Origin of the sequence: Thalassospira indica (assembly GCF_003403095.1) — a bacterium.
Taxonomy (GTDB): domain Bacteria; phylum Pseudomonadota; class Alphaproteobacteria; order Rhodospirillales; family Thalassospiraceae; genus Thalassospira; species Thalassospira indica.
This window is the reverse complement of the sequence record NZ_CP031555.1, coordinates 1,319,531-1,339,419: the sequence shown is the minus strand read 5'-3', so window position 1 is coordinate 1,339,419 and position 19,889 is coordinate 1,319,531. Positions and strand designations below refer to the sequence as shown.

Below are 19,889 nucleotides of genomic sequence, written 5' to 3'. Positions count from 1 at the left end.
GCCAAAGGTTAACGTATGACAGTCCCGCGACAAAAAGATGGCCCGTCGGGACGTCAATTTGCTGGAGACCATGAACGGTGATCCGTTTTCCTATTACTGCCTTGAGCGTCATACAATCCCGTCGTCGCCAGACGGCCTATGACGGCCTTGAGCGCCTGGCCCTTGGTCAGAAAACTGCGCTCGGTCTTGATACTGGCCCTGCCCATCCGGCAGACGACATTGCGGATCGAACTAAAACCGACCCGCAAGATGCCAAGGATACGGAATAACGGATCAATCCCGCCCGGGTTGGTCTGCATCAAAAGACGAAGCGCAGGATCACGGTTCATGATCCTTGCGGCATTTTTGTCTTTTCCCTCTGAAACGGCCCTGCTTCTCCACAGCAGGGCCGTTTCTTTTTGACCAGTCGCAGGCCAGCACGCCATAGTGCCCCAAACAGTAAATCATCATCACGATGCGGAGTGGAAATGACCAAGACAGTTCTGATCACCGGTGGATCACGCGGTATCGGACGCGCAACTGCTGTTCTATTTGCCGCCAAAGGCTGGAACGTTGCGCTAAGCTTTGTTGGCAATCAGGAAAGTGCTGATGAAACATGTGCGATGTGCGAGCGCGCCGGATTTACCGGCAATGTGATTGCCCGCAAATGCGATGTCCGCGATGAAGACAGCGTTATTGCCTTGTTTGAGGCCGCACGTGATCGGTTTGGCGCGATTGACGCCGTGGTCAATAATGCAGGCATTGTCGCCCGGCAAAGCACACTTGCGGATATGGATATTGATCGCATGAAATCCGTGTTCGATACCAACGTGCTTGGGGCCTATCTGGTTGCACGCGAAGCCGCACGAACCCTTCGTTCCGGTACCGCCATCGTAAATGTTTCGTCCATTGCGGCAAAGCTTGGGTCACCTGGCGAATACATTGATTACGCCGGATCAAAAGCGGCAATCGACACGCTGACCATCGGCCTTGCCAAGGAACTCGGTCCGAAAGGGATCCGTGTCAATGCCGTGCGCCCGGGCATCATCGAAACCGATATTCATGCCAGTGGTGGCCGCCCGGAACGGGCCCATGAACTCGGCCCGAATTGCCCGTTGGGACGTGCCGGCGACCCGCAGGAAGTCGCCCAAAGCATCTTTTGGCTGATCTCGGGTGACGCGTCCTATGTCACAGGCAGCATCATTGATGTATCCGGTGGCCGGTAGCGCAACCGATCAAGCCTGATACCCGACCACTTTCTGAATTTAGTTACTCTTAGGGGGTTTCAGGCTTTCCCGGCAAATCGGCAGACACCATCGCCACGTCCTTTGTTTCGCCAAACACCGCGGCCAAGCCATCATGCAGTTCAATGATATCAAGAGGCTTGGCCAGTATGCGCGCAACCCCCAAAGCATTGAAGGCGTCGGTCACCTCGTCTGAGGCATACCCGGTCATGACGACAACTGGGATTTCGTTACCAGCCTCTCGCAGCTTTTCGATCAATTTCTGGCCGGTCATGCCCGGCATGGTCTGATCGGTCAGAAGCGCATCAAAATGTGCATCCGGAGCACTCAGCGCTTCAAGCGCCTTGGCGGCCTCGTTAAACGTATCGACGGAATATCCGATCCGCTCCAACATCCGTGCGCACAGCCTGAGGTTCTTTTCCTCATCATCCACGACCGCAAGATGCCCGCCCGCACCTGCCGACAGACTGCGGGTTTCGCGCTTTTCGTCCGTGGCTTCGCGATCATGTTCCGGCAACAGGATTGCGAACCGGGTTCCCTGCCCCAGACGGCTATAAACCGATATCTCGCCCTTGTGACCGGTCACGATGCCATGCACCGTAGACAGGCCAAGACCAGTACCCTTACCCGGCTCCTTGGTGGTAAAGAACGGATCAAAGATCCTTTTGGCTGTTTCCGGCTCCATACCGACGCCGTTATCCACGACGCTAATCTGGATGTAGCGCCCGACCGTCAACAACGGATGTATTTCCAGACTGTCTTCGGTGACTTCGAAGCGGCTTGCCTTTACGCGAATTTCACCCTGATCGCCGACCGCATGACAGGCATTGGTGATCAGGTTCATCAGGCACTGATCAAGCTGTGTTGCGTTGCCCATGACGGTCATGGATTTCGCCCCCAGTTCGACCTTGATCGACACACTCGATGGCATGGACCCGCGCGCAAAACGAACCGTACCCGTGATCATCAAACCGACATCAATCGGGGAACGCTCGGTTTCGGAATTCCGACTGAATGCCAAAATTTGCCGCACAAGATCACGTGCCCGATCAGCCCCTTGGCGAATTTCCATGACATCGTCACGCAGCGGAGAATCTTCGGGCAGATCGGAATAAAGCAGTTCGGCATAGCCACTTATTGGCTGCAGGATATTATTAAAATCATGTGCAATCCCGCCTGCCAGAACACCGATAGTTTCCATCCGCTGGGAATGACGCAATTGCTCTTCGAGTTTTTCACGTTTGCGTTCGGATTGCAGCCGCTGGAGTTCGGCAGACGCACGGGACGCGAACACTTCAACGATGGATTTGGCCAGTTCCGGATCAGCAAGTGGCTTGTCAGATACGGTCACCAGAATACCAATCGGTCGCCCGTCGCTGTCATAAAGCGTAGCCCCGACATATCCAAGGACTTCAATATCAGTGACCTTTTGGACATCCTGCATCAACGCACGGAAATTATCTTTGCACACAAACGTCCCGGCCTTGATAACCCGTTCCGCCGCCGATCCAGCCAGCACAAAATCAAGTCCACCGCGACGGCCATCCGGGGAATGGAAGGCAACTGATTTCACCCGGTCACCGACAAGTTCAGCGATGTGGCAATAGGTCATATCAAGTGTTTCACACAGAACCTTTGTCAGGTTTTCAAAGAACCCGGCACCGACCTGATAGCGAATGCCACGATAAATCGATTCCAGTGTCTCCTGATGGCGTTCGCGATCCGTCACATCCAGTGCGAAACTGGCGATACAATCAAGTGCGCCATTGGCATCAAAGATCGGGCTTTCATACCATTCGCATATGATGCGACTGCCATCACGCGTGACGTTCTCGAACCGGTTATTGACGCTGTTTTGCGTTTCCATGATCCGTTCGATCAGAGTGCCAAGACGCGCCCGGTCTTCCTCTGGCACCAGAAGCTCAAGCTTCTTGCCGACCATCTCATTGGCACTATAGCCAAACAGCTGACAGGCGGTTTCGTTCACCTCGATGATGGTTCTGTCGGGCGTCCAGTAAAACACGCCGATTTTCGCATTGTTGAAGTGCGCGCGCAGACGACGCTGGTTGGCCTCCAGATCGCTTTTGGCAACCTCGAGATCCTGGCGATAGCGGATGCGTTCGGTGATATCGCGGCAACTGATCCTGATGCCAAGGTTCCCTCCGTCGCTATCAGCGATCGGTTGCCATGACATGTCGATACCGACCTTGCGGCCATCCTTGTGAACACCGGTGAATTCGCGGTCACTGCCTGACAGGCCATCAAGACCTTCGTCAATATAGTGGCGCACACGGTCACGATCCTCGGGCGCAACAAATGACAGCGGATAATCACCACACGCCATGCATTCCTCGACAGTGTAGCCCAGAACGCGTTCAATCCCCGGATTTACCCAGATCAGTTTGCCATCAGGCGCGATCCAGCTTTCCCAGCCATACGTGTAATTGGCAACCGCCTCAAAACGACGGCGCGAGAAGCTAAGCTCGTCATTGGCCTCCATGACATTTTTCATGCCTGCGGCGGCTGCCAACAACCCACCCGCCATATGCGCGAAAACGATTTCCTCAGGGCGCCATACTCTGGTCCGCCCGACAGACTCAAAGCACAATATGCCCATTCGGCCCGCAGCCGAAATCAACGCAACATCAAGGATTGCCTTGATATTCATCGGGATCAGATAAGCGTCTTTAAGTTCCGAAGTACGCGGATCTTCAACGGCGTTGTCCGCATCGACAATCTGCCCGGATTCCAGCGCTGAAAAATATCGCGGCAGTACAGCGCGTTTCAGAATCATGCCGTCATGTTTCGCCGACGGATCATTGGCATCAAACAGCCCGACGCACTCAACGTCACCATCATCTTTTTCCAACCACAGACTTGCCCGCTCGCAATTCATCAGGTTGGCAAAACGCTTCAATGTCGGTCGGAAAGACGCATTTTCGATGCGATCAAGTGACGAGAAATGGTTGGCAACTTCGGACGCACTTTCGCGGATTTGCTCAAGAAACTTTTTGCCCGACATCAGTTCGTTCTGCGAACGCAACTGGTCCATGCTGGTTTGCAATAGCGCCTGCCGCATCCAGACGATCCCGACAACAAGTGACGCGGTCATCCAGACATACCCAAACAGCGCCGATCCCCAAACCGGCAACGTGTAGGGAACGGTGCCACTATCTGTGATCAAGCCCCCGTCGAGGTTGAAAACACGCATCACGCCGACGCTTGCAATCGCGACAAAGCAGAACACCGCATATCGAATGGTGACGGAAAATCGCCAGAACAGCGCTACGATCACGGTCGACACAATCATCATCGCCATGCCGCTTGCGGGCGAAAACCTGACGATATAAAGCAACGACATGCTTGTCATTGCGGCGACAATCACAACCGACTTGGTAAAGGTCGATAAGCGCTTGCGCAGTACAAGACCGGCAACAACGGCCAGAAAAACCAAAAGATGGATGATCTCGACCGTGATCGAACGCTGGCTTGCTTCGCGCAACATCGAGGAAACCAATGCGGGCAAACCGCCAATCGACATCACAAACAGCATAAAGTCTGCGATGCGGTTTCTTGTCCGGTCCAGATTGGCGCTTAATCTTTTTGGCATGAGTTATCGGGCCCCATTCTCAGACCAACTGGTCGGGCATGCTGTTATAGATGCTTTCAAAGCGCAGATGATTATCGGCAAACAGCCCCAAAAGTTTCGGATCGAACATCTCCGGGGAGGTTCGCTCGTCACCTTTGGTGATGATATTGACGGCTTCCGAGTGGCCGTAGGCCGGTTTGTATCGGCGCGCACTGCGAAGGGCGTCATAAACGTCTGCCAGTGAGACGATCCGCGCAATCATCGGAATATCCGCGCCCGACAGGCCCACACAATAGCCCGACCCTTCCCAATGTTCGTGATGATAGCGCGCAATGATTGCGGCCTGTCCCAGAACCGGGTTGTCTGATGAATTGAGCATCGCAAAGCCGATCTCGGTATGGCGCTGCATGACCTTGAATTCGTCGTCAGTCAGCTTTCCGTTTTTCAGAAGTACCTCATCAGGCACGCCGACTTTTCCGATGTCATGAAGAATGCCGGCCAGACGGATTGTCCGTTGAACATTCTGATCCAGACCAGCCATCTCTGCCAGCAATTGGGAATAAAGACCAACGCGAACACAGTGCTCCGCGGTTTCGATGTCCCGATACTGGGAAATCAGGCTGAGCCGGTCGATCATTTCCTGTTCTGCACCGCCAAGTTTGCGGCTGATGTCATCAAGGGTTTTCGACTGACTGATATTTTCTAGTTCGAGTTTACGAACACGTTCGACTTCTCGGTCCCGTTCCTGCAGTCGTGCCTGCGCATCAAGTGCGGCGCGTTCAAGATCGGCACGTTCAATCGGCTTATCAAGAAATTCCCGAACACCAAGACGCAGTGCCGTCACGGCATCGGTCTTGTCACCATCCCCGGTCAGCAGGATGAATTCGAAATCCCGTTTGTATTCGTTGATTGCCCGTTTGACGAAGTCCAGACCACTGCAATTTGGCATGCGCAAATCAGAAACAACCAGACGCAATGATGCGTCCGATTTTACTGTCTCAAGCGCTTCAAGTCCGTCAGATGCAACCACCACTTCAAAACCGGCACGTTCCAAAATACGTGCCAGCAATTTTCGGATCGGCGGTTCGTCATCTACAACCAAAATGCGACGTTCAAGCTCACTCAATCACTCTGCCCCATGCCAGATATAAAATTCTACGAGCGAATAGATAAAACCTATCCGTTGGTATTGTATATTGCAACATACGCAAAAAGTGTGAGATCGGTTCTCAGGCTATTTTTTGCCCTGTTTCCAAGGGATTTCGCGGGAAAAGCAGTGAAAACCTTTGATTGAAATTTGATGGAGAAGTTCTGGTATCTCAGGGATTTCAGTTGCGACGGCCCGATTGCAATGCGAATCGAAGAAAATCAGCATACCGAAAATGGATCAAAGCAACCGGATCGTGCACCCGGTCATCATGCAACAGCGACCGACAAGGCGGTTTTGGTTATGGGCGTTTCCGCGTCCCGGTGCAAACCTGATAGGCATTGCCGGTTATCCGTGGGCACCTAATTGTCAAAAGTCTCGTGGCATTAATGCATAACGGCAATGCCACCCAAAAATCACAACGCAATATCGCATTGCCGCCAACTTGCTAAACTTTGCAGCATCGTATCCATGCCTGGAGCTTGCGGCGAAGATGGATGAGTTTTTCTGGTGGATCGTTCTGATTGGGTTTATCGCCCAATTGATTGATGGTGCCCTTGGTATGGCCTATGGCCTGACCTCAACTTCCCTTTTGATCACGCTTGGCTTACCCCCCGCACAGGCAAGTGCAACTGTTCACGCCGCCGAGATTGCCACCACCGCTGTTTCCGGTACGGCCCACCATTTTGCACGCAATGTCGATTGGCGCATGGTCCGTCAACTGGCACTTGCCGGTGCAATAGGCGGCTGTGCTGGCGCTGCTCTTTTATCATCGGGGATCGGGGACTATCTGGCACCGTTTGTCGCGGTATATCTTAGTGCACTTGGTGTTCTTGTAATTGCCAAGGCGCTTCGCAAAGTTCAGCCGCCTGCGGCGATCCGCGGGCTTACCCCGCTTGGCATGATCGGTGGATTTCTTGATGCAATCGGGGGGTGGCGGCTGGGGACCGATCGTATCAAGCACGCTGGTCTATCGCGGCAATGAACCGCACCGCATGCTTGGAACGTCTGCCGCGGCCGAGTTTTTTGTAACCGTGACGATTACCGTTACATTTGCCGGATCATTCGGATTGGAAAGCTTCGGCATGGCGGCACTAGCACTTGTAATCGGCGGTGTGCCGGCCGCCCCGTTGGCGGCCGTGCTTGTCAAAATCATCCCGCGAAAGCCGCTTATGATTGCGGTTGGCATCCTTATCGTCGGCCTTGGTCTTTTGGGGATATATCGCTTTGTCTTCGCCCTTTTGGCTTAGCCGACGACAAGTGTTGTCCAGTTTTCGACCTCGAAACGGTTGATCAGGGAAAGCCCGACGTCACGATAGGCCGACAGAACAAACTGTTCCTGATGCGAAAGAAGGCCCGAGAGGATAACAACACCGTTTTCCGAAAGCGTGCTGGTCAGGTCATGCGCCATGCCACGCAGCGGACGGGCAAGGATGTTGGCGCAGACAATGTCGTAATACCCGGCATCACGAATACGGGCATCCTGAAAACCGTTTGAATGAATAGCTGTGACAAGATCCGCGATCTTGTTGGTTTTGGCATTTTCGCGTGCGACCCGAACCGATGCGGCATCAATATCGGCCATCATCACCGGGCACCGCCAGGTTTTGGCACATGCCATGCCCAAAATGCCGGACCCACAACCCATATCAAGCGCATTCTGACGCGGTCCGCGTTTGGCCAGCCAGTCAATCGCAGCCAAGCATCCCTTGGTGGTTTGATGCTCGCCAGACCCGAATGCCAGACCGGCGTCGACCTGAAGCGCTGTTTTGGATACCGGGATTTCCTCGTTCCAGTGCGAACCATGGACAAAGAAACGTCCGACCGAGATCGGCTTGAAGCTGCGCAAGTTTTCGCTGACCCAGTCCTTTGGCTCATAGGTACCAAAGGTCACGGTTGGCGCATCAATACCAACTGCAGATGCCATGATCGACACTGCGGTCTCAACCGCACCCTTGTCAAACATCTCACCGGCAAAGCCTTCGATACGCCAAGGTCCATCAGGGTTGCCATCACGCTCGAAATGCGAAAGCGCATCGCAATAATCAAACAGCGCGTCGGCAAACATCTGTGCATAGGCGCCATCAACTTCGAATTTGAAGTTATAGCAAAGGACGGGTTCGGTCATATCGCTTCTCGCTCGTGTGGGCGGCAAATGTGCTCCGCCCGGTTAAATCGGTCATCCGAAAATGTTGTCCGGGGCTTACCCCGGCAGGATGAAGCTGTCGACCACTTTCTTGGTGCCGACACTTTCGAAATGGATTTCCAGTTTGTTGCCATCGACCGCACGGACGGTTCCCGACCCGAACTTGCGATGGCGCACCGTATCGCCCACCTTGTATTTCGATGAGTTGGAACTGGTGGAATAACTGGTTTCACCGTCGGGCTTCACATCAATCACGTTCTTGCGCACGCGATCCTGCCAACCGCTTGAGGCGAATTTACGCTCCCCCGCACCCGACACTGGATTGCGTGATGGGGTGCTGCTGTCACTCGCCCAGCTTGGCATTTTCATCCAGTCATCGGCACCCCACGCACCCGGCGAATGATTGCCACCATGCCCGCCAAGACCGGTATCGCTGCTGCGTTCGATATGTTCGTCGGGCAACTCATCAACAAAGCGCGATGGCAGGGCTGATTGCCACTGATTATAGATGCGCCGATTGGCGGCATAACAGATGGTCGCACGTTTGCGCGCCCGGGTAATACCGACATAGGCCAAACGACGCTCTTCCTCGAGGCCCTTGACCCCGTTTTCATCCATCGCACGTTGATGGGGGAAGACGCCCTCTTCCCAACCAGGAAGGAAAACGTAATCGAACTCAAGTCCCTTGGCGGCGTGCAGGGTCATGATGGTGACTTTTTCCTCATGATCGTTCTGCGCGTTTTCCATCACCAACGAGACATGTTCCAGGAAGCTGGTCAGGTTCTCGAACTCGCCAATTGCAGATACCAGTTCTTTCAGGTTTTCCAGACGGCCGGGCGCATCAATTTCCTTGGATGTCCGCCACATATCGGTATAGCCGCTTTCATCCAGAACGGTTTCAACGACTTCGACATGGCTGCTGTTGCCAAGCATTTCGCGCCAGCGTTTGAAATCCCCCAAAAGACCGCCGATACTTTGACGCATCTTGGGTTTGAGTTCCTCTGTATCCAACAAATCGCGCGCCGCCGCCGGCAGCGAAATCGCCTGATCACGCGAATATTGATGCAGTGTCTGAAGCGATGCCTTGCCAACCCCGCGCTTGGGCACATTCACGATGCGCTCAAACGCCAGACTGTCATCGGGCTGCGCAACAAGCCGGATATAGGCCAGCGCATCACGGATTTCCTGACGTTCATAGAAGCGCGGACCACCGACAACGCGGTACGGGATGCCCAGCGTGATCAGACGTTCCTCAAACTCGCGGGTCTGGAAACCGGCGCGCACCAAAATGGCAATCTGGGATGCGCCAACGCCCTTGCGCTGCAGGGCTTCGATATCTTCACCGATCAGGCGTGCCTCTGCTTCCCCGTCCCAGACACCTTTGACAAGCACCTTGTCGCCAGTATCAATCTCGGTCCACAGCTCCTTGCCCAGACGGCCATCGTTAAACGTGATCAGTTGGGATGCAGCGGCCAGAATATGCGGGGTCGAACGATAGTTTTGTTCAAGACGAACCACCTTGGCACCCGGGAAATCAGACTCAAAGCGCAGGATGTTGCCAACCTCGGCCCCGCGCCAGCTATAGATCGCCTGATCATCATCACCAACGCAGCAGATATTGCGATGAACCATCGCCATTGCACGCAGCCACAGATACTGGGCAACGTTGGTATCCTGATACTCGTCGACCAGAATATAGCGGAAGGTGTTCTGATACTGCTTCAGGACTTCCGGATGCTGCTGGAACAGGGTCAGGCAATGCAGCAACAGATCACCAAAATCGCACGCGTTCAGGACTTTGAGGCGTTCCTGATAAATCTTGTAAAGGTGCTTGGCCCCGCCATTGGCGAACTCAACACTTTCATTGACCCGTTCAGGTGTCAGACCCTTGTCCTTCCAGCGCTGAATGATCCCCATAAGCTGCTTGGCTGGCCATTTTTTCGGATCGATCTGTTCGGCATCCATGATCTGCTTAAGCAGGCGGACCTGATCATCGCTATCAAGGATGGTGAAGTTTGACTTTAACCCGATCAGGTCGGCATGACGGCGCAACAAGCGCGCTGAAAGCGAGTGGAAGGTTCCCAGCCACCAGCCTTCAACCGGACGACCAAGGGCTTGGGCCACACGTTCCTGCATTTCCTTTGCCGCACGGTTGGTAAAGGTTACGGCAAGTATCTGTTGCGGATGCAGGCGTTCGGTCTGTGCCTTGGTTTCCAGAAGATGCGCCAGACGCGTGGTCAAAACACGTGTTTTCCCGGTTCCGGCACCTGCAAGCACCAACAGCGGCCCATCCAGCGTTTCGACAGCATCGCGCTGCTCGGCATTCAGATTGTCGAGATATGCCGGGGTCGGTGTATCGGCCAGACGCATTTCGGGGCTGGCGGCGAATTCATCAATTTCGAAGGGATCATCCATCATGACCGCATATATATCACGCTGTGCGAAGGGGGCCAGTCTCGTTCCATATTGACCCGACGATTTTTACATTCTGCACCACATTGCGGGCATCAACCAAACCCTTCGCGGGAACGTTTGTATCAACCGGCTCTGCCCGGCAGAAAGGCTTCGAGTTCCCGAACAACACGCGACGCAGTCTTACCGTCCCAAAGCGGGATTTTGGTTGGCATCCGCTTGCAACCGTCGGAAACACTTAGCGCGGACATCACCGCATGGCTCAACTGATCAAGTCCTACAAGCTGATTGGTTCCCTGCGTGATCGTGATTGGACGTTCGGTTGAATTGCGCAGCGTCAGACATGGCACGCCCAGAAGACTGGTTTCTTCCTGCACACCACCGGAGTCTGTTACGACAACGCCTGCATCCTGCATCAAACTGGTAAACCCGACATACCCCATCGGCGGCAGCAAACGAACACCGGCAGTATGTAGCGCCGCCATCAAATTTGATGTCCGAAGGCGCTTTTCTGTTCTGGGATGAAGGACAAAACAGATGTCCGCTTTGGTGGTGAGCGCCATCAACGCATGGCATATCTGATAGAGCCGTCCGAGATCATCGACATTGCTTTGCCGATGCAGGGTTACAAGGACATAGCGACCTTTAACGAGATTGAGCTTGCGGGCGGCTTCCTCGTTATCAATCCTTCCTTTCATCATCGCCAACGTATCAGCCATGATATTGCCGACACGCTTGATGCGGTCGACCGTGATCCCCTCTGTCCGTAAATTTGCATCTGCATCCATCGACGGCGTCAGCAACAGATCTGCCTTGTGATCTATCTCGATACGGTTTTGCTCTTCGGGCATGTCGGGATCAAAGCATCTGAGACCCGCTTCCAGGTGAACAAGGGGCACGTTTATCTCAGTTGCAACGATGGCTGCGGCACGGGATGAATTCACATCCCCGACAACCAGAACCATGTCGGGCCGGTCTTCACGACAAAGTGCCTCATATGCCTGCATCATTCCGACAATGGGATCGCCATTTTCGAATGGCTCACAGTTCAGGACATGATCAGGGTCCGGCAATCCAAGCTCCCGCCAGATAGTCGAAGACATCGCGTCGTCGAAATGCTGGGCCGTATGGACAAAAGACGGACGGATTACTGGATGGTTCGCCAATCCGCGCAACAGCGGCGCGATTTTCATGAAGTTGGGTCTGGCACCGGCAACGAGATGAAGCTTCATCTTATATCGATACATCCTGCTTTTGGAAAAGCTTGGCCGTTTTCACATAGCCTAATAGATAAGTCCGGCTTCCCATAACCCTCTTTGGTATCGGTATTTTTTGCCGCAGGTCGTCACAGCTGCGGGATCAGAAATACCAAATAACATCATCAGCCTAATTCATGTTCTCTGTATGTGACTTGCTCACCCGCACTTTCAGCATCCATGGTCTGAAAATTGCTTTGATTTCCGATGGTATGCATGTCTGACGCCCCCGGAGGTCTTCTGGGAGTGCCAGCTGTGCTTTGTGCATCCCAGAAGAAAGGTATCTCGAAATGAGTGCTATTTTTGGATTGGGCAACGGGTTGCCGATATCAACCCGGGCCAGTTCTGCGGAACGGTCAGGTGCACCCGAAAGTATCGAAAGTTTTAGCGCAGGTAGCGCTGCACCTGTTTCAGGCGTTGCGGCAATCGGATCTGATGGAGGCTCCTCCACAAGCCAACTTTCGGACGCGATTCAAGCCGTCATGCTTGAATTCCAGAATATCGGAAGCGGGTCATCAAGCTTTGCTGCGGCCATGGACGCAGTCAAAGCCAATGACAGCGCAAATGGTATCAAGACCACTGATGACCCGATCTCGTCGAATTCCGATCCGGCAAAAGATGATCCTGCACTTGCAGAGCAGGATGCCGAGGAGGAATTCAAGTCTGCCGCTCGTGACAGTTTCAATCTACCGACAAAAGAGAAGGAACGTAACGAACAGGCTAGAATTGAGAAACGCAAAGAACGTCAGGAAATTGACGATGCAGCTCAACAGGCTGCAACGGATCTTCCAGAAAACGTTGCCGGTCTTGATAGCCGGGTTGCAGCCCAAGTCATGTCTGGTTCGCCAGCACGACAGCAACCTGCATTGGCCGCCTGATTAAATCGGCCTAAAAACCTTGAACGGAGCAGCGCAAAATAGCGCTGCTCTTTTTCATTGCGGATCGGACTAGAACAGCTTCGGCGGCGCATCACCGCGTTCTTCGCTTTGCAGTTCCAGCAAGGCGTTGTTATAGGCCATCATCGCATCCTTTTCATGAACGAAGCCGATGATATGGCGCTCCTCAGCGCTGTTAAGAACCGGCAGATGTTCTTCGCCGGTTTGCTCCATCAGCTTGATGGCCTTTTCGATATTGTCTGTCCGGTAAAGGACCGGCGGCTTTGAACGTGCGACCTCGCCCGCCGTGACTTCATCGCCAAGATTGGGATCAAAGGCAGCATGGCGCAAATCGGTCAGTGTGATCGTTCCGTGCAGTTTGCCCTGATCATCAATGACAAAAAGTTCCGAATAGGGTGCGTTGATCAGCTTTTCACGAACAGTCGTCAGCCCCTCGGTCAGCGGGACGGTTTCGTATTCGCGCTTCATGATCTCGTCCACCTTGATCGTACGCAGCAAATTGACTTCCCGGCCCCAGCGCGTCGACAAACCACGGCATTTCAATTGCCACTGGAAAAACGATCCGCCCTGGAACTGATCCATCACCACCGTCGCCAGCACAGATGCCACCATCACCGCAACCGTCAACGCATAGTCACCGGTCAATTCAAAGATGATCAGGGTCGTTGAAATCGGTGCACCAAGGATGGCCGCGGCAACAGCCCCCATCCCAACAAGCGTGTAGGCCGAATAGCCAGATGAAAGCTCGGGAAAGGCACTGGTTGCGATCATCCCGAATGCCCCGCCCAGCATCGCCCCAAGGAAAAGTGCCGGGCTGAACATGCCGCCCGCAAAACCAAGCCCCATGCAGATCGAAACGGCAAAGCCCTTGGCAAGCAACAAGCCGATCAGGAAAGTCAGGCTGTAGCTTTCATTAAGCGCATCGTTCATCGCCCCATAGCCAACACCGACAATCTGCGGAAAGACCAACGCAATCAGACCAACAATCAGCCCGGCAACCGCCGGTCGCAGCCAAAGCGGTGCATTGGTCCGGTTTGCGGTTTTTTGCACGACCGGGATGGCACGCACGACCAGAACCGCCGCCACACCGGCAATAATCCCCAAAAGTGCAAAGGCCGGGAACTCCCAGAAAGACTGGATTTCGTGACCGGGGATCAGGAAGGCGACCTCATCGCCGTAATAGATGCGTGTTATGACCGTACCGGTAACCGATGCCAGCACAATCGGCGCAAAAGCCGTCAGGGCATAATGCCCCAGTGCAACTTCGTGGGCGAAAAGGGCGCCTGCCAGCGGCGCATTGAATGATGCCGCCACCGCTGATGCCACGCCACATCCCAGAAGTGTTCGGGATGCCGAACGGCGCAAGTGAAGAATGCGGGCCAGCCACGCCCCAAATGATGCGCCCATATGGACAACCGGCCCTTCGCGGCCAAGAGATGCTCCACTGCCAAGCGATACCGCACTGGCAATCGCACTTTTGATCCCGCAGCGGGTCGACATGCGCGCATCATGGAACGATGCCGCGTCGATCACATCGGCAACCCCGTGCGGTCGTTTTTCCGGCAGGAACTTATAAATGAAAATCCCGACAATCAGACCGCCCACCGCCGGGGCCAGGATAAGTTGCCAAACGGGAATTTCACTGAGATGCCGATGCAGGGCTTCTTCGCCAGACCCGAAAAACAACGACTGGACAAGCAACAAGCCATCTCGAAACAGGATGGCGCCGCACCCGGCCAGTGCCCCGACAATCATTGCCAAAATCGACAGAACCAGTTGCTCGCTTTTGACGATGCGGCGCATGCGGTTCAAAAAGATGTTCGATTTCAAAAGCTTTTCAGCCATATCAGCAATACCGGGGTTGGCGAATTGATTGTGCGTATGATCTTAGGATCAGCTTTTCCTGCGAATAAAGGGTAAAGACAAGAACCACCATGTTTAATTTCGCATTCCTGACGCCCGTTGATTGATCAGGATAGATATGCCACAACAAGTGACCCGGATTCAGCGGATCCCCAGTGCCGCGATCCCGTTTCAGAAAACCGTCATTGCCAAAATCATACGAAATACAGCATTCTGCCCGTCTCGCGTGAAAGCAGGGCCAGAAACGCCACCAATCGTTCTCAACGGAACCAAAAACAATGAATGACCACCGACCAACGGGTACACAGGCGGCGCGGCCGCTGCCCGGTCTTGTTGAATTTATCTGTCTGATGGCAATCACCATCGGGCTTGTTGCCCTGTCGATTGACAATCTGCTGCCGGCCTTTGGTCCGATCGCGCAAGACTTTGGCATCGAAGACGGCAACCGCATGCAGATGCTCATTTATGTCTTCATGATCGCGTTTGGCCTGATGCAGATCGTTTATGGCCCGCTTGCCGATAGTTTTGGTCGCCGCCCCACCCTGATCGCAGGACTTGGCATTTATTGCATCGGCACCGTGATGGCGATCTTTGCCGACAGCTATGAGCACCTTCTTATTGCACGTTTCGTGCAGGGTCTTGGCGCGGCTGCACCGCGGGTTTTGACCATGGCGATCACGCGCGATTGTTTCGAAGGGCGTGAAATGGCCCGCGTCATGTCGTTTGTCATGATGGTGTTCATCATTCTGCCTGTGTTCGCCCCGGCATCAGGCAGCCTGATTTTGGCACTGGCCAACTGGCATATGATTTTCGTCAGCACCTTGGTCCTCGCGATTGCGATTGTGTGCTGGTACCTGCTGCGCATGCCTGAAACCCTGCATCCGGAATATCGGCATAAATTGTCGATGCGCCGGATAGCACGCGACATCAAAACCACCGTCACCAATCGTCAGACATTCGGCTATGCCACGGCGATGGGCGTCATGTTTGCCTGCCTGATGGCCTATATCGGATCGGCCCAGCAAATCTTTGAAACCGAGGTTTACGGGCTTGGTGTCTGGTTCCCGCTGGCCTTTGGCATGATTGCCGCCTGCATGAGTTTCTCGTCATTCATCAATGCACGACTGGTGCGCAAGATCGGCATGCACAAGATTTCTCATGTCGCGCTGTTCTTCTTGACCGCCAGCAGCCTGATCAATGTGCTGATTGCGCTGTGGTTTGACGGGCATCCGCCCCTGTTCGTCTTTGGCATCGGCCTGACAACGATCCTGTTCTGTTTTTCGCTGACCATGCCGAACTTCAACTCACTTGCGATGGAGCCGGTCGGCGCGATCGCCGGTACTGCCTCCTCGATCACGGGTGTTTACAGCACGTTGATCGGCGTCATTGCCGGCGGGATTATCGGGCAGCAGTTCAATGGCACCGTCATCCCGCTTCTGGTCGGTTACTTCGCGCTTGGCCTGATTGGCATTGTGATTGTTGGCATCACTGAACGCGGCAAGTTCTGCCACGCAACCCACTAGGCACCGATATTCCTGGACACAAAAAAGCCCCGCAGAGTGCAGTCTGCGGGGCTTTTCCTTGCGACCGGACAGGCGTTTATTTCGCCTGACGCGGATCGTAATTCAAATTTGGGGCAAGCCAACGTTCCGCCTCGGCCAGGGTCATGCCTTTGCGCTCGGCATAGCTTTCCACCTGATCGCGTTCGATTTTGCCAAGGCCGAAATACTTGGCACCCGGGTTGGCAAAATAAAAACCACTCACCGATGAAGTTGGCGTCATGGCATAGCTTTCAGTCAGCGACACACCAACATTCTTCTCTGCGTCCAAAAGATCCCAAAGAATGCCCTTTTCAGTGTGTTCCGGGCAGGCCGGATAACCCGGTGCCGGACGGATACCACGATATTTTTCGGCAATCAGATCATCATTGCCAAGCGCCTCGTCCGGTGCATAGCCCCAAAGCTCCTTACGAACTTTTTCGTGCATATGCTCGGCAAAGGCCTCGGCAAAACGGTCGCCCAGGGCTTTGACCAGGATGGCATTGTAATCATCATGCTCTGCTTCAAGCTTGGCAGAGATTTCTTCTACTTCTGGCCCGGCGGTAACAACAAAGGCGCCGATATAGTCGGTCTTGCCGCTGTCTTTTGGCGCGATATAGTCGGCCAACGCGCGGTTCGGACGCTTGTTGTTCTCGCGATACATCTGCTGACGCAGGGTATGGAGCATCACCGGCTCATTCTTCTCCGGTGCCGGGGTAACTTCGATATCATCACCGACCGAGTTGGCCGGCCACAGACCGACAACCGCCTTGGGCTTGAACCATTTTTCGGCAACGATTTTTTTAAGCATTTCCTGCGCGTCCGCATAAAGGCTACGAGCCGTTTCGCCTACCTTTTCATCCTTCAGGATGTCGGGGAAACGCCCATGAAGTTCCCAAGTCTCGAAGAACGGTTTCCAGTCAAAGCGCGACACCAGTTCTTCCAGATCGAAATCTTCAAACAGGGTGATACCGGGTTTAAGCGGAACCGGTGCTTCAAAGTTGTCCCAGTCAAGCTGAACCTTGTTGGCACGTGCATCGACAATCGAGAACCGCTTTTTCTGCAGTTGCTGTGCGGCATGCTTTTCAGCCATCGCGATATATTCGTTGCGGATTTCCTCAGCAAAGCGTTCGCCATTGGTTTTTGAAAGCAGATTGCTGGCAACACCGACCGCACGGGATGCGTCGATCACGTAAACCACCGATGATTTCAGATAGTTCGGCGCGATTTTAACCGCGGTATGAACCTTCGACGTTGTCGCGCCGCCAATCAGAAGCGGAATATCCAGCCCCTCGCGTTCCATTTCGGCCGCGACATAGGTCATTTCTTCAAGCGACGGGGTAATCAGGCCCGACAAACCGATCATGTCGACCTTTTCGGCCTTGGCGGTTTCGATGATTTTCTGGGTCGGCACCATCACGCCAAGGTCGATGACCTCGAAGTTGTTACATTGCAGAACCACACCAACAATGTTCTTGCCGATGTCATGCACGTCGCCCTTAACGGTCGCGAGCAAGATCTTGCCGTTGGTTTCGTGCTTGCCATCTTTTTCCTCTTCGATGAAGGGGATCAGATAGGCCACCGCCTTTTTCATCACACGCGCGGATTTCACGACCTGCGGCAGGAACATCTTGCCGTCACCGAACAGGTCACCAACGATGTTCATGCCGTCCATCAACGGACCTTCAATCACATGCAGCGGCTTGTCCGCCTGTTGACGGGCTTCTTCGGTGTCTTCTTCAACGAACTCGGCAATACCGTTGATCAGGGCATGGGCCAGACGTTCCTTGACCGGCTTTTTACGCCATTCAAGGTCGGCCTTCTTCTCTGGCCCGCCGGTACCTTTGTATTTCTCGGCCACTTCGAGCAAACGGTCGGTCGCATCCGATCGACGGTTCAGGATGACGTCTTCGACGCGTTCACGAAGTTCTGCCGGGATTTCTTCATACACAACCAACTGACCGGCATTAACAATCCCCATATCCAGTCCCGCCTTGATGGCGTGATAGAGGAAGACCGAGTGCATCGCTTCGCGGACCGGGTTGTTGCCGCGGAACGAGAAGGAAACGTTGGAAACACCACCGGAAATCTTGGCGTATGGCAGGTGTTTTTTGATCAGCTTGCAGGCTTCGATGAAGTCGACAGCATAATTGTCGTGTTCTTCGATACCGGTCGCGACGGCAAAGATGTTCGGATCGAAAATGATGTCTTCGGGCGGGAAGCCAACCTTATCGACCAGCACGTTATAGCTGCGCTTGCAGATTTCGAACTTGCGATCGACTGTATCGGCCTGACCTTTTTCATCAAAGGCCATGACGACAACTGCCGCGCCATAGCGGCGCAGTTTTTTGGCCTGTTCGATGAAGGGTTGTTCGCCTTCCTTGAGGCTGATCGAGTTAACAATACCCTTGCCCTGGAGGCATTTCAGACCGGCTTCGATCACGTTCCATTTGGAACTGTCGACCATAATCGGAACGCGGGCAATGTCTGGCTCGGCCGCAATCAGGTTGATAAACTTGACCATCGCCGTTTCGGCGTCAAGCATCGCATCATCCATGTTGATGTCGATGATCTGCGCGCCGTTTTCGACCTGCTGACGAGCGATCTCAAGGGCTGCATCGTAATCTTCTTCGACGATCAGCTTCTTGAATTTCAGCGATCCGGCGACGTTGGTCCGCTCACCAATATTGATAAATCTGGAAATGTCGGTCATGGGTCTTTTCGATCTCTTTTCAGCTATCAATATCAGATTTACGCAGCATCAAACGGCTCGAGGCCGGACAGACGCATTCTTGGCTCAAACTTGGGCACAACGCGCGGCTTGGCATCTGCCACCGCATCGGCAATCGCCTTGATGTGCGGCGGCGTCGTACCACAGCAGCCCCCCAGCAGATTGACCATGCCGGTATCGGCCCATTCCTTGACCAGTTCGGCCATTTCGGCGTCGGTCTGGTCATATTCGCCAAACTCGTTGGGAAGACCTGCATTGGGGTAAACCGAAACGCGGCATTCGGCAATGCGCGACAGTTCCTGAACATACGGGCGCAGCTGTGCGGCACCGAGTGCGCAGTTCAGCCCAATCGAGAACGGCTTGGTATGACGCACGGAATTATAAAACGCTTCGGTCGTCTGCCCCGAAAGCGTCCGACCGGATGCATCGGTGATCGTGCCGGAAATCAGCACCGGTACATCTTCACCACGTTCGTCGAGAACTTCGTCGATGGCAAAAAGCGCAGCCTTGGCATTGAGTGTATCAAAAATGGTTTCCACCAGCAGCGTGTCCGCGCCACCATCCAGCAAACCGGTCGTGGCTTCCTTGTATGCCTCTTTGAGCTGATCAAAGGTGATGGCACGGAAGCCGGGATTGTTCACATCCGGCGAAATCGATGCCGTGCGGTTGGTCGGGCCGATCGCACCATTTACAAAGCGCACATCCCCCGGATGGGCTGCTTCCCATTCATCACAGGCAGCGCGTGCAATCTTGGCACTTTCGAAATTGATCTCGTAGGCCAAGTCTTCCATGCCGTAATCGGCCTGGGCAATGGTTGTCGCGCTAAACGTGTTGGTCCCGTTCAGGTCCGCACCGGCCGCGATGTACTGCAGATGGATGTCCTTGATGATATCCGGCTGGGTCAGTGACAAAAGATCGTTATTGCCTTTGACGTCCTGCTTCCAGTCAGCAAAGCGTTCGCCGCGATAGTCTTCCTCGGTCAGCTTGTGCTTCTGGATCATCGTGCCCATTGCGCCATCAAGGATCAGTATCTTTTCCTCGGCCCGTTTGCGCAGCAGGGCAATGCGTTCCTTGCGATCATTCATCTT

14 protein-coding genes are annotated in these 19,889 nt (G+C 54.1%); 6 read left to right on the top strand and 8 right to left on the bottom strand.

Features of this window, described 5'->3' with window-relative positions; all coding sequences use genetic code 11:
• The first annotated feature begins 77 nt into the window (after positions 1-77).
• The gene (locus tag DY252_RS22340; protein ID WP_156518945.1) at positions 78-269 is read left to right on the top strand and encodes a hypothetical protein; all 192 of its coding nucleotides are present in this window, start codon (positions 78-80) and stop codon (positions 267-269) included.
• 198 nt (positions 270-467) lie between these two features.
• Positions 468-1,205, top strand: coding sequence for an SDR family oxidoreductase (locus tag DY252_RS06315; RefSeq protein ID WP_064789440.1), 738 nt, complete (start codon positions 468-470; stop codon positions 1,203-1,205).
• A gap of 49 nt (positions 1,206-1,254) precedes the next feature.
• Here the strand turns inward: DY252_RS06315 and DY252_RS06310 are convergent, their stop codons facing one another.
• Entirely contained in the window at positions 1,255-4,833 is a 3,579-nt protein-coding gene (locus DY252_RS06310) for a PAS domain S-box protein (protein ID WP_082923524.1), read from the bottom strand.
• A 19-nt stretch (positions 4,834-4,852) separates the two neighbouring features.
• Positions 4,853-5,938, bottom strand: a complete 1,086-nt coding sequence (locus DY252_RS06305; RefSeq protein WP_064789442.1) for an HD domain-containing phosphohydrolase — start codon at positions 5,936-5,938, stop codon at positions 4,853-4,855.
• A 514-nt stretch (positions 5,939-6,452) separates the two neighbouring features.
• On the opposite strand from DY252_RS06305, the gene DY252_RS22450 reads away from it, so the two are divergent.
• Both DY252_RS22450 and DY252_RS22445 read left to right on the top strand, forming a co-directional pair.
• Positions 6,453-6,944, top strand: a complete 492-nt coding sequence (locus DY252_RS22450) for a sulfite exporter TauE/SafE family protein (protein WP_245960873.1) — start codon at positions 6,453-6,455, stop codon at positions 6,942-6,944.
• A complete protein-coding gene (locus DY252_RS22445) occupies positions 6,880-7,209 on the top strand; it encodes a TSUP family transporter (protein ID WP_245960872.1) in 330 nt (109 codons plus the stop codon). Before DY252_RS22450 ends, DY252_RS22445 begins: the two co-directional genes overlap by 65 nt.
• Here DY252_RS22445 and DY252_RS06295 read toward each other — a convergent pair.
• The 3 genes from DY252_RS06295 to wecB form a co-directional block, all read right to left on the bottom strand.
• Complete coding sequence (locus tag DY252_RS06295; protein WP_064789444.1) at positions 7,206-8,087, bottom strand: 50S ribosomal protein L11 methyltransferase; 882 nt, start codon at positions 8,085-8,087, stop codon at positions 7,206-7,208. The genes DY252_RS22445 and DY252_RS06295 overlap by 4 nt on opposite strands.
• Positions 8,088-8,162: 75 nt before the next feature.
• Positions 8,163-10,520, bottom strand: coding sequence for an ATP-dependent helicase (locus DY252_RS06290; protein ID WP_064789477.1), 2,358 nt, complete (start codon positions 10,518-10,520; stop codon positions 8,163-8,165).
• Positions 10,521-10,642: 122 nt separating this feature from the next.
• Complete coding sequence (wecB, locus tag DY252_RS06285) at positions 10,643-11,749, bottom strand: non-hydrolyzing UDP-N-acetylglucosamine 2-epimerase (protein ID WP_082923529.1); 1,107 nt, start codon at positions 11,747-11,749, stop codon at positions 10,643-10,645.
• A gap of 314 nt (positions 11,750-12,063) precedes the next feature.
• On the opposite strand from wecB, the gene DY252_RS06280 reads away from it, so the two are divergent.
• Entirely contained in the window at positions 12,064-12,651 is a 588-nt protein-coding gene (locus tag DY252_RS06280) for a hypothetical protein (protein ID WP_064789446.1), read from the top strand.
• Between the two features lie 69 nt (positions 12,652-12,720).
• Here DY252_RS06280 and DY252_RS06275 read toward each other — a convergent pair whose 3' ends face one another.
• A complete protein-coding gene (locus tag DY252_RS06275; RefSeq protein WP_064789447.1) occupies positions 12,721-14,514 on the bottom strand; it encodes a chloride channel protein in 1,794 nt (597 codons plus the stop codon).
• A gap of 296 nt (positions 14,515-14,810) precedes the next feature.
• Here DY252_RS06275 and DY252_RS06270 point away from each other — a divergent pair, with 296 nt between their 5' ends.
• A complete protein-coding gene (locus tag DY252_RS06270) occupies positions 14,811-16,055 on the top strand; it encodes a multidrug effflux MFS transporter (RefSeq protein ID WP_008889567.1) in 1,245 nt (414 codons plus the stop codon).
• A gap of 76 nt (positions 16,056-16,131) precedes the next feature.
• Here DY252_RS06270 and metH read toward each other — a convergent pair whose 3' ends face one another.
• Both metH and DY252_RS06260 read right to left on the bottom strand, forming a co-directional pair.
• Positions 16,132-18,783 carry a methionine synthase gene (metH, locus tag DY252_RS06265; RefSeq protein WP_082923525.1) on the bottom strand — a complete coding sequence of 884 codons (2,652 nt, stop codon included), beginning with the start codon at positions 18,781-18,783 and terminating at the stop codon, positions 16,132-16,134.
• A 38-nt stretch (positions 18,784-18,821) separates the two neighbouring features.
• The gene (locus DY252_RS06260) at positions 18,822-19,886 is read right to left on the bottom strand and encodes a homocysteine S-methyltransferase family protein (protein ID WP_231959746.1); all 1,065 of its coding nucleotides are present in this window, start codon (positions 19,884-19,886) and stop codon (positions 18,822-18,824) included.
• Positions 19,887-19,889 lie beyond the last annotated feature (3 nt).